This is a genomic window from Cytobacillus sp., assembly GCF_964223445.1.
Lineage (GTDB): Bacteria > Bacillota > Bacilli > Bacillales > Cytobacillaceae > Cytobacillus.
On the sequence record NZ_CAXQGS010000121.1, the window covers coordinates 1 to 11799 of the forward strand.

An 11799-nucleotide genomic window follows, 5' to 3' on the forward strand; every position below is an offset into this window, starting at 1 on the left:
CCTGAGCCAGGATCAAACTCTCCATATAAGAGTTGATTAAGCTCATAAGTTGTCTTTTCAAAAAAGACTAAAGAATTAACGTTGACGTTTTTGTTCGTTCAGTTTTCAAAGATCAATCCGCCGCTCAAAGGCGACTTTATTATCTTATCAGATTCAGTAATCCGAGTCAATAACTTTTTTTAAAATCTTTTTTTATAAGTCACTGTCTCGCAGCAACGAATATAAATATATCACCTTGCAGGACAACATGCAATATGTTTTTTTCTTTTTTATCCGTAAAAATGAAAGAAAAAATATTCCCATTATTCTGCTCAAAAAAAAGCATCATTTATGCAGATCTTACATCCTAATTCCTCAATATAAAACAAAAAAAGACAGAGCACGCGCTGTACTCTGTCTTGATTTATAGATATTAACGATGGCGCATTAACGGGAATAACAGGACATCTCTAATAGAAGGAGAGTTTGTCAGCAGCATGACCAGGCGGTCGATCCCAATGCCAAGTCCGCCAGTTGGCGGCATGCCGTATTCAAGAGCTTCAATAAAGTCGTCATCCATCATATGAGCTTCATCATTGCCCTCTTCACGTTCTTTCAGCTGAGCTTCAAAACGTTCGCGCTGGTCAATCGGATCATTCAGCTCAGTAAAGGCATTCGCATGCTCGCGGGCTACAATGAATAATTCAAATCGATCAGTAAAGCGTGGATCTTCTTCATTTTTCTTAGCAAGCGGTGAAATCTCGACAGGATGTCCATAGATGAATGTAGGCTGAATTAACTTCTCTTCAACCTTCTGCTCAAAGAATTCGTTAACAATATGTCCATATTCCATATTGTCTTTGATTTCAACACCGTGTTCTTTGGCAAGCTGCTGGGCTTCTTCCTTGCTTGTTTCTTTCCAGAAGTCTACCCCTGTGTATTCCTTAATGGCATCTACCATATGAAGCCTTTTCCATTCAGGCTTTAGATCCACTTCGTACTCACCGTACTGCACAGTAGTTGTTCCAAGAACCTCCTGGGCAATGTGGGCAATAAGATTTTCTGTCAGGCTCATGATATCCCTATAGTCAGCATAAGCTTCATACAATTCAATCATAGTGAATTCAGGATTGTGACGTGTTGATACACCTTCATTACGGAATACCCGGCCAATTTCATATACCTTTTCAAGGCCGCCCACAATTAGGCGCTTCAGATGAAGCTCAATCGCGATACGCATATAAAGTTCCATATCCAGCGCATTATGATGAGTGATAAATGGGCGTGCAGATGCTCCCCCTGCAATGGAATGCATCATAGGTGTTTCAACTTCAAGGTAGCCGTGGCTGTCTAGGTAGCGGCGCATAGATTGGATAATACGGCTTCTTGTGATGAAAGTCTGTTTGCTTTCTTCGCTCATAATTAGATCCAGGTAACGCTGACGGTAACGCTGCTCAACGTCTTTAAGTCCGTGGAACTTATCCGGAAGTGGACGCAGGGATTTTGTCAGAAGGTCAAATTCCTGTGCTTTAACAGAAAGTTCGCCTACCTTTGTTTTAAAGAGTGTACCTCTGACCCCAATGATATCCCCCAGGTCGGCAGATTCGAAGATTGCATAGCTCTCTTCCCCAACTGCATCTTTGCGGATGTAGATTTGAATTTGTCCAGATAGATCTTGTATATGAGCGAATCCGGCTTTCCCTTTTCCGCGCTTTGTCATAATACGGCCTGCCAGCGTGACAGAAACATTCTTTTCTTCTATTTCTTCTTTTTCAAGATCACCGTACTGCTTAATTAATTCTATGCTTTGGTGTGAACGGTCGAAACGTTTCCCGAAAGGATCCATTCCCTGTTCGCGCAAGCTGTTCATTTTCTCGCGTCTTACTTTTAACTGGTCATTTAATTCTTCATGACTCTGGCTCACTGAAATCATCTCCATTTTGTAAATCTTTTTATGTACGCACAATTCTGCGATCCTTCAAAAATGTATATCACTATTATTTTACACAAAGTGAGTAAATCAGACATCCTAAATATTTAAATAGAATAAAAACTGCCAGTTCATGCACTGGCAGTTTCCTTTTATCAAAAGTATTATAGGCAAAGAATGACAGCCTGTCAAACTTTACGTCGCTTATCCAGCCTGTGTCTGGCTTCTTTCCTTTTCTTCTGCATCGATAACCAAAGCGTTCAGCAATGTAACAAGATCTTCTCTCGTATCACATTCGTTAACCGCATTGCGGACTTTCGCATTGCCCCGGATTCCTTTAAGGTACCATGCTGCATGCTTTCTCATTTCACGGACAGCGATAAATTCGCCTTTTAGTGAAATCAGTCGGTCCAGGTGAAGAATGCACACTTCAATCTTTTCGCGCACAGAAGGCTCGCCCATTAATTCACCAGTCTCAAGGTATTTGACTGTGCGGTAGATCATCCATGGGTTTCCTAAAGCAGCACGTCCGATCATGACACCGTCACAGCCTGTTTCATCCAGCATACGCTTGGCATCCTTCGGTGTCTGCACATCACCATTTCCGATAAGCGGGATGTTAATGTTATGCTTCACTTCGCGAATGATATCCCAGTTTGCTTTCCCTTCATACATTTGGACACGCGTACGTCCGTGAAGGGTTACAGCTTTACCGCCGGCGCGTTCAACAGCCTGAGCGTTTTTTACAGCATAAATGTGATCTTCATCCCAGCCCATGCGCATTTTCACAGTAACAGGCTTTTCGACAGCGTCCGTTACAACAGAAACCATTTCATAAATTTTATCCGGGTCAAGGAGCCACTTGGCACCTGCATCACATTTAGTGATTTTAGGGACAGGGCATCCCATGTTAATGTCGATGATATCTGCATTTGTATTTTTATCAACAAACTTCGCTGCTTCTACAAGCGTTTCTTTTTCGCCTCCGAAAATCTGCAGGCTTAGCGGCTTTTCTCTTTCATCAATATAAAGCATATTCATAGTTCTTTCATTCTTAGAGACAATGCCTTTGTCGCTGACCATCTCAGCACACACGAGACCGGCACCGAATTCTTTTACAGTCAGCCGGAAAGCCGAGTTGCACACTCCGGCCATCGGAGCCAGTACAACACGGTTTTTCAACTCGATATCGCCAATTTTGAACATAAATTGCACCCACCTCCTTTTAAAATATTCAAACGTATATATTAATCGTGCTCCTGCCTTGGAGCTAATTCTTCCTGTGTTACTTTAAGCGCCAGAGCGATCTGCTCAATTAAAGCCGGTGCAGGCATGCGGTTTCCTCTTTCAATTTCACCCAATATTGAAACCGATACACCCAGCTCTCTCGCAAACCCTTCTTGCGTAAATCCTTTTAATTTTCGAAAAGCGCGAATACGTCTTCCCCATTTTTCTGCTTCCATATCCGTACTCCCTCTCTGTCAGGTATAGCATCCAGTATTGAAATTAAGGGCCTCTCCATCTTCGGAAGCCTGATGCTGGAATCAACCTCTAAAAGAGGAACAAGGACAAACGCTCTTTCATGCATCCGAGGATGAGGAACAATAAGCTTCTCTGTTTCAATATTTTCGTGATTATACAGCAAAATGTCAAGGTCTATTGTCCGGGGGCCCCAATGAATTTCCCTTTTTCTTCCAAGTTCTAATTCTATATCAAGGCATGCATCCAGCAATTCAAAAGGCTTTAATCCTGTGGAAATTTGAATAGCCATATTTAAAAATTGTTCTTGATCTTCAAACCCAACCGGGTCGGTTTCGTAAATAGAAGAAGTATTTACCACTTCAGTAACCGGAAGCTGATTAATCATCCCAACGGCTTCCTTCAAGTGTTCAAACCGGCTGCCGATATTTGAGCCAAGTGCAATAAAAGCGGAATTCTTCATGATCTGCCTCTCGCAATTTCAATGGCAACTGATTGATAATGGCCAGGAATAGGCGGATCCGGCTTGATTACTTTGACAGTCAGCTGCAGAATCAGCGGAAAACGCGAAAGAAGTTCAGCTGCCAGCTTTTCTGCTACAGCTTCAACCAGCTTAAAGGGCTTTCCTTCCACAACCTCTTTGCATACTGCATACAGCTCGCCATAGTTAATGGAGTCATTAAGATTATCTGTTTCCCCGGCTTTTTTCAGGTCTGCTTCCACGGTAAGGTCTACAGCAAAGCGCTGGCCAAGCCGTGTTTCTTCAGGAAAAACACCGTGGTAGCCATAAAACTCCATTCGGTTTATATAGATTTTATCCATTATATTCACCTTTTCCCATTAAAGCGTCCATCATTTTCGCCATTCGGCTCATTTCCTTTACATCATGGATGCGGATCATCTGGCAGCCTTTTTGAATGCCGTAGCAGACTGTTGCCCCTGTTCCTTCCGTTCTTTCCTCTACCGGAAGGTCCAGGATGGTTCCGATCATCCGCTTTTTCGATGTTCCAAGCAGTACAGGATACCCAATGGCAACTAGCTTGTCCAAGTCTCTCATCATTTGCAGGTTATAATTTAAGTCTTTGGCAAAACCGATGCCAGGGTCCAGGATAATGTTCTCGTCTTTAACCCCGGCTGACTTTACAAGAGCGATGCTTTCGTACAGGTCATTCAGGACATCACGGAAAAATGAAGTGTATTCCATATCTTTGCGGTTATGCATTAAGATAATCGGCGCTCCCGTTTCCGCTGCGACTGATGCCATCTGAGGATCCGCTTTGGCACCCCAGACATCATTGATAATATGAGCCCCAGCTTCAACGGCCTGCCTGGCGACTTCAGCTTTATAGGTATCAATTGATATCGGAACATCTACTTCCTTTGAAATCGCCTCAATGACAGGAAGAACACGCTTCAGCTCTTCCGCTGCAGGCACCGGATCAAATCCCGGGCGGGTTGATTCTCCCCCGACATCAATAATATCTGCTCCATTTTCAACCATCTTCAGGGCATGCTTAACTGCCAGATCCTGATGACTGTATTTGCCTCCATCCGAGAAGGAGTCCGGCGTTGCATTCAAAATTCCCATTACAATGGTTTTCTTTCCGTAATCCAATCTATATGGCCCACACTGAATTGTTGTTTTAGACATTATGAATCCTCCTACAGTTCATACCTGCTCCATAAGTGTTCACAGTGATTTTCATAGTGAAGCTGGAGCTCTCTTGTTTTTTTGCCGGAAAGTCCCGGCATGGGAAGGCCATCAAATGAGCAAATCGGTACAATCTCCTGAATAGAGTTCGTTACAAAAACTTCATCTGCCCCCAATATAGCTTCCGGCCTATACATGCCTTCCTGCACATTCATCTCCAGTTTCTCTGCAAGCCTGATCACAAATCTTCGGGTAATGCCGTTAAGTATGCCAGATTCAAGCGAGGGAGTAAATAAATGGCCTCCATTAATCCAGAATAGGTTAGAAGTGACCCCTTCTGCCAAAAAACCTTCCTTTGTCAAAAAGATCCCTTCTTTGCCAGGGTCGTCTCCCGCTTCCTTTTTAGCCAGAATGTTATTTAAATAATGATGGGACTTCAGGCGTTCTGTCCCTTCTGGTGTATTGCGGGGAATCTTCAGCAGCACTGCCTGCTTTTCTGCACCCGTATTCCTTTGGGGAAGCGGCTTGGAGAAAAGGATCGTATTCGGTCTTGTGTATGGAGCTGTCTGCAGGCCAATTTCTCCGTTTCCCGCTGACACATTCATCCGGATATAGGCATTGTTGTATCCGTTTTTTTCAAGAAGCATTTCCAGCGCTCCAAGCACTTGTTCTCTTTTATAGCTTGCATCGATTTTTAGAACTTCTAGGCTCCAGTTCAGCCGCTCCAGATGGTCATCCAGTAAAAAAGGATGACCATTGTAGACACGGAAGGTTTCGAACAGCCCCAAACCATATAAAAAACCATGATCAAGAGGAGAGATCCTGGCCTCCTCTTTCCTGATAACTTCACCATTCATGTATATATACAAGGTTTACATCCCCTCTGTCTGCAGTGAAGTTTTGTAATGCTGAATAAAATTATGAAGAAGTTCCTTTCCAGCCGTTGTCATAATTGACTCCGGATGGAATTGGACACCTTCCACAGGAAGCTCCTTATGGCGAATGGCCATAATTTCCCCTTCAGCTGTCCAGGCTGAAACCTCAAGGGAATCTGGAAGAGTCTCCTTTTTTACAATCAGCGAATGGTAGCGGGTGGCAGGAAACGGATTGGGCAAACCATTAAAGATTGTTTTTCCATCATGAAAAATGTCAGAGGTTTTTCCATGCATGAGCCGCTCTGCCTGCACAACATCACCGCCAAATACTTGAGCAATCGACTGATGTCCCAGACAAACGCCGAAGACAGGTATTTTTCCTGCAAAAGCTTCAATGGCCTCCAGGCTGATGCCTGCTTCATTTGGGCTGCACGGACCCGGAGAGATCATTAAAAACTTTGGCTGCAAACTGCCAATTTCAGAAATAGACGTTTCATCGTTTCTTTTTACAACCAGCTCTTCACCTAATTCACCGAGATATTGTACGAGATTATACGTAAAAGAGTCGTAATTATCGATCATATAAATCATAGCTGATCCCCTTTTGCCAGTTCTACGAGTTCTTTTGCTTTCCAAAGAGCAATTGCTTTTTTCAGCGACTCTTTATATTCATTTTTAGGATTGGAGTCAATAACAATGCCGGCACCTGCCTGCACATGGGCCTGTCCTTCTTTAACAAGCATGGTCCGGATGATGATATTCAGTTCCAGGTCGCCGCTGAAATTGATCCAGCCAAGAGAGCCGGTGTATGGGCCTCTTGTGACCGGTTCAAGCTCTTCAATGATCTCCATGGTCCGCACCTTTGGGGCCCCTGTAATGGTCCCTCCAGGAAACACAGCGTCAATGATATCAACAGCACTCTTCCCGTCTGCAAGCTCTCCTTTTACATTGGAGACGATATGCATCACATGTGAGTATTTTTCAATGACCATGAACTCATCCACTTCAACTGTCCCATATTTGCAGACTCTTCCCAGGTCATTTCGCTCCAGATCAACCAGCATCACGTGCTCTGCACGCTCTTTCTCATTTTCAATCAGTTCACTGGCAAGTTTGAGGTCCTCCTCATGGTCCTTCCCGCGGGACCTTGTCCCGGCAATCGGCCGCGTGCTGACGGTGTTTCCTTTTTTCTTAATCAGCAGTTCCGGGGATCCGCTGACAAGCTGGTACCCCGGCGTGTGAAAATACCCCATGTATGGAGACGGGTTTAACGCTCTAAGCTGCTCGTATACATCCATTGCCTGATTATGAATTGGCTGGCTTTGGCGTACCGAGAGATTTACCTGAAAGACATCTCCCTGTGAAATATATTCCTGAATACTCCTGACAGCAGCCATGAATTCTTCTTCATTCATGGACACACCAAGTGTATTTTCTGCCTGATTGTATTCCGCTTTCACAGAAGGCTCCTTACTTTCACTCTTCCATTTTTGCTCCCAGTTCTCTGCCCGTTCCTCAATCGAGTGATCTTCCCCTTTTTCGTATAAGAAAATCAGCCAGAGCTCTTCGGTTTCATGGTCAAAGACAAAGCATTCTTTATAAATAAAAAAATGAATATCAGGTATCTGCAGGTCATCTTGAGCCTCATTTGGAAGCTTTTCGATATAACGTGCGTAATCATAGCTGATAAACCCGATTGCTCCTCCCTGAAAGTCAGGAAGTTCATCGAGCTTTTCTGCTTTATAGTCATTCAGCCATTCCTGCATCAAATGAAGGGGGTTGCCTTCTAGCACCTGTTTTTCGCCGTTTCTTACAATTTCAAGTTCTGAATTTTTGCCTGTTAAAATAGCTTCCGGCTCAAAGGCTGCGATACTGTACCTGCCGCCACGTCCGCTTTCAAGCAGAACATGATGCGCCAATCCCTTCGACAGCAAGCGGTATTGGCGGAAAAACCGATTATATGTATAAGGTATTTTTTTTGCATGGATGTGAAGCTGCTTCAATGAATGTCACCCCTATATATTTCTCTTTTTTCATCATACATGATGTAGGGCGTGCTTTCATAATTTTTATTGCAGGAAACAAAAGCAGAGGCGCCTTGCCCACCCCCGACACCTCGAGGGGGTAGGCGCTGTAGCTGGAGCAGACACTCTTACACAGAGTTATTTACATCGTTCAATTTTGCAGTTTCCTATACAACAAAAAACAGCGGCCCATTGGAGACCGCTGTCATATCATTATTCAGCTTCAAATTGGTATAAAGGAGTACTTAAGTAACGCTCGCCGTTACTAGGGATAATGGCCAGAACTTTTTTCCCTTTTCCAAGCTCTTTGGCAACTTTTAGGGCCGCACTGATCGCCGCACCAGAGGAAATGCCTCCTAGGATTCCTTCTTCCTTGGCCGCGCGGCGGGCATAATCAAATGCCTCATCGTTTGTAATTTGAATCACTTCATCATAAATCTTTGTATCTAGGGTATCCGGTACAAATCCTGCTCCAATGCCCTGAATTTTATGAGGACCCGGCTTTCCGCCTGATAATACAGGAGAATCGGTTGGTTCAACTGCGTAAATTTTGATGTTTTTATATTTTTCTTTAAGCACTTGGCCGGCACCTGTAATCGTTCCGCCTGTACCGATTCCGGATATAAATGCATCCAGCTGGTCGCCCATTTGCTCTGTAATTTCAGGTCCTGTTGTTAAACGGTGAATTTCAGGGTTCGCAGGGTTTTCAAACTGCTGAGGAACGAAATAGCCATTTTCCTTTGCCAATTCCTGTGCCTTGCGGATCGCACCGCCCATTCCTTCCGGTCCAGGTGTGAGTACAAGGTCTGCACCGTATGCACGCAGTAAATTCCGGCGCTCCATACTCATCGTCTCCGGCATGACAAGAACCGCTTTATAGCCTTTTGCTGCTGCAATCATCGCTAATCCGATTCCTGTATTTCCACTTGTCGGTTCAATAATGGTATCACCCGGTTTAAGGCTTCCATCTTTCTCTGCGGCAGTGATCATTGCCAGGGCAATACGGTCTTTCACGCTGCTTCCAGGATTCATGTACTCCAATTTCAGATAAACATCTGCACTATTATCATCAGCTAAACGGTTTAGTTTCACAATTGGCGTCTGGCCAACAAGGTCTGCGATTGAATTTGCTACACGCACCATTTTCCCCACTCCTCATATCCGACTATTTTTATTGGTTTAATACAAATTTACCAATTTCCATTGGGAATGTCAATGAATTTGATTGCTATTTAAAAGAAAATTCATACTTTTGTCATTATATTTAAACTACCCACTTTTATACATGATACTCAATATATACAGAAAAAAAAACACGGAACTCCTCCGTGCTTTTTTCTTTACTGCTCACCGTAAAACCACTCAGCCTTTGCTTCTTTCCAAAACGGCTTGGCAGAGACAGGAACATCCATCTGCTCAAGAGCGATCTGGCGGCGAATCATACTCTTCACTTCTTTAAAGGAATAATTTTCTCCCTTTAAATGCTCGTGAAGCATCACAACCGCATATCCATTTTCCGTTTTGATCGGCTTGGTCCACTTGCCGGGCTTAAGAGTTTTAACCTGTTCAAGTACTTCTGCCGGTATGTGTTCATCATCATCACTGACATACCCTGCATTCCCCCCCAGGCTTGCGGTAAATTCATCGATTGACCGTTCCATCGCCAGCACAGAGAAGCTCGAGCCTTCATCCAGTTCCCTCAATGTCTGTTCCGCTTCTTCTTTTGTTTTAATGATAATCTGAGAGATGTGATAAGTATCCGGAACTTGGAACTGACTGCTGTTTTGCTCATAGTAACTTTTCATTTCTTCTTCTGAGACGGAGACATCAGCAGTCAGCAGTTCTTCAAGAATAAGATTATTTCTGATTTGCCTGCGCCACTTGTCTTCGCTCATTTCATCGGTAAAATTGCCGCCATACATGGTCTTGACCATTTTCAGTTCAAGATCTACAGCCTTATCAGAGATCTTCACCCCGTATTTTTTCCCTGCTTCTTCAATGACCTTCTGATCAATTAATTCACTTAATGTACTTTTCCCGTACTTTGTTTCCATTTCACTCATCCATTCCTGGCGAGTGATTTTGTCTCTGCCGACTTTTGCAACTGCTTCCCCGCTGCCATCGCCTTTAAAAAGCAAAAAGGACAATGTGATAAGGTTCAGCAGCACCAAACCGGCAATGATCATAAAAAGCTGTCTCTTTTCCAAGTGCTCCTCCCCCTAAGAAAAGCGCAAGCGCCCCGCTGAGCCCCGAGCCTCAGCATCCTTTTCTTTCAGGAGCCTAAAAGCTTTAGGCAGACGCTTTATCAAGTTTATTACTTTACTTCGTTCTTTAATTCTTCGAGTTCTTCTTTAGTGTAGTGGTATTTCTCGTTACAGAAATGGCAGGATGCTTCTGCCTGGCCGTCTTCATCGATCATTTGCTGGATTTCCTCTTTACCCAGGCTGATGATTGCATTGGCAAAACGCTCTTTTGAACATGTACAAGTAAAAGAGACAGGAAGCTTCTCAAGGAACTTCACATTGTCTTTGCCAAGTATTGTTTCCAGTAGTTCTTCAGGCTTTAATCCTTGCTGGATCAATTTGGATACAGGCGGAATTTCTTTCAGTCTGTTCTCAATTAAAGTAATCGTCTCTTCATCGGTTCCCGGCATAAGCTGGAGAATAAATCCCCCAGCAGCAAGAATTGAATTGTCAGGTTTAACAAGAACACCAACTCCAACGGAAGAAGGCACCTGTTCAGAAGTAACAAAGTAATAGGTGAAATCCTCTCCAAGTTCTCCGGAAACCAGCGGAACCTGTCCTGTGAAGTGCTCTCTCATTCCAATGTCCTTCACTACAGTCAGCGTCCCTTCAGTGCTGACCGCGCGGCGCACATCAAGCTTGCCCTGCTCATTAAGATCGAAGTGCGTCTGAGGGTTTGTTACATAGCCGCGCACCTCTCCCTTAGCATTGCTGTCTACAAGGATGGCGCCAATTGGACCGCCGCCTTCGATTTTGATAGTCAGTTTGTTATCGCCCTTCAGCATGGCGCCCATCATAACGCCCGCCGTCATGGATCTCCCTAATGCCGCTGAAGCGGTTGGCCATGTATAATGCCTGCGCTGGCCCTCTCCAACTGTTTCGGTAGTGCGGGATGCATATGCACGGACTTGTCCATCATATGCAAGTGCTTTTACTAGGTAATCGTTCATTTTTTGCTCCTTTCTACGAAAAGCGGAAGCGACTTGCCCACCCCCGACACCTTAGAGGGGGTAGGCTGCTTGCGCTAGACAATTTTCGAAGTTCATAAAGTTTACACATACTTAACTTCCAGAAAACCTCTTATAAAGTCTGCGGCTTTTTCAAAGCTTTCGTCCTATTTTTTTATGGTTTCCATATTTCGTTTATAAATAATCTGTAGACCCTTTAAAGTTAAAAATGGATCCACGACATCAATGATATCCGATTCCTGCGCAATTAGGCCTGCAAGACCCCCAGTGGCAATGACAGTAGGCTTTTGCGATGCCTGATCTTTCATTCTTTTTACTATACCTTCAACCTGGCCAACATAACCATATAAAATCCCAGCCTGCATGGCAGATACGGTATTCTTTCCGACAATATGATCAGGACGGGCAATTTCTATTCTTGGAAGCTTAGCTGCACGGGAGTAAAGAGCCTCGGTCGAGATTCCGATTCCCGGAGCAATTGCACCACCCATATATTGCTTATTTTCATTGATATAGCAATAAGTAGTGGCTGTTCCAAAATCGACAATGACTAACGGGCTTCCATATTCATGAATAGCTGCTATTGCATTGACGATACGGTCTGCACCAACTACCCTCGGATTTTCGTACTTAATGTTTAAGCCTGTCTT

The 11799-nt window shown here is 44.0% G+C and carries 13 protein-coding genes; all 13 read right to left on the reverse strand.

Annotated elements, in window-relative coordinates; translation table 11 throughout:
* Positions 1-412 precede the first annotated feature (412 nt).
* Positions 413-1903 carry a lysine--tRNA ligase gene (gene lysS / locus ACEQ1T_RS20465; RefSeq protein ID WP_370224491.1) on the reverse strand — a complete coding sequence of 497 codons (1491 nt, stop codon included), beginning with the start codon at positions 1901-1903 and terminating at the stop codon, positions 413-415.
* 210 nt (positions 1904-2113) lie between these two features.
* A complete protein-coding gene (dusB, locus tag ACEQ1T_RS20470; RefSeq protein ID WP_370224492.1) occupies positions 2114-3115 on the reverse strand; it encodes a tRNA dihydrouridine synthase DusB in 1002 nt (333 codons plus the stop codon).
* A 41-nt stretch (positions 3116-3156) separates the two neighbouring features.
* Positions 3157-3372, reverse strand: a complete 216-nt coding sequence (locus ACEQ1T_RS20475; RefSeq protein ID WP_053433216.1) for a helix-turn-helix domain-containing protein — start codon at positions 3370-3372, stop codon at positions 3157-3159.
* Positions 3324-3851: a 2-amino-4-hydroxy-6-hydroxymethyldihydropteridine diphosphokinase gene (folK, locus tag ACEQ1T_RS20480; protein WP_370224494.1), complete on the reverse strand. Its 528-nt coding sequence runs from the start codon at positions 3849-3851 to the stop codon at positions 3324-3326. The genes ACEQ1T_RS20475 and folK overlap by 49 nt, the downstream gene beginning before the upstream one ends.
* Entirely contained in the window at positions 3848-4210 is a 363-nt protein-coding gene (folB, locus tag ACEQ1T_RS20485; protein ID WP_370224495.1) for a dihydroneopterin aldolase, read from the reverse strand. The genes folK and folB overlap by 4 nt, the downstream gene beginning before the upstream one ends.
* Positions 4203-5039 (reverse strand): dihydropteroate synthase, encoded by an 837-nt coding sequence (gene folP, locus ACEQ1T_RS20490; protein ID WP_370224497.1) that lies wholly within the window; start codon positions 5037-5039, stop codon positions 4203-4205. Before folP ends, folB begins: the two co-directional genes overlap by 8 nt.
* A gap of 11 nt (positions 5040-5050) precedes the next feature.
* Positions 5051-5908: an aminodeoxychorismate lyase gene (gene pabC, locus ACEQ1T_RS20495; RefSeq protein WP_370224498.1), complete on the reverse strand. Its 858-nt coding sequence runs from the start codon at positions 5906-5908 to the stop codon at positions 5051-5053.
* Positions 5909-5911: 3 nt separating this feature from the next.
* On the reverse strand, positions 5912-6505 hold the full coding sequence (gene pabA / locus ACEQ1T_RS20500) for an aminodeoxychorismate/anthranilate synthase component II (protein WP_370224501.1): 594 nt from the start codon (positions 6503-6505) through the stop codon (positions 5912-5914).
* Complete coding sequence (gene pabB / locus ACEQ1T_RS20505; protein ID WP_370224503.1) at positions 6502-7917, reverse strand: aminodeoxychorismate synthase, component I; 1416 nt, start codon at positions 7915-7917, stop codon at positions 6502-6504. The genes pabA and pabB overlap by 4 nt, the downstream gene beginning before the upstream one ends.
* Positions 7918-8151: 234 nt before the next feature.
* Entirely contained in the window at positions 8152-9081 is a 930-nt protein-coding gene (gene cysK / locus ACEQ1T_RS20510; protein ID WP_206845841.1) for a cysteine synthase A, read from the reverse strand.
* Positions 9082-9278: 197 nt separating this feature from the next.
* Positions 9279-10145: a peptidyl-prolyl cis-trans isomerase gene (locus ACEQ1T_RS20515; RefSeq protein ID WP_370224505.1), complete on the reverse strand. Its 867-nt coding sequence runs from the start codon at positions 10143-10145 to the stop codon at positions 9279-9281.
* A gap of 107 nt (positions 10146-10252) precedes the next feature.
* Positions 10253-11131: an Hsp33 family molecular chaperone HslO gene (hslO, locus tag ACEQ1T_RS20520; RefSeq protein WP_370224507.1), complete on the reverse strand. Its 879-nt coding sequence runs from the start codon at positions 11129-11131 to the stop codon at positions 10253-10255.
* A 164-nt stretch (positions 11132-11295) separates the two neighbouring features.
* On the reverse strand, positions 11296-11799 hold a 504-nt coding region (locus tag ACEQ1T_RS20525), incomplete at its 5' end, for a type III pantothenate kinase (protein WP_370224509.1).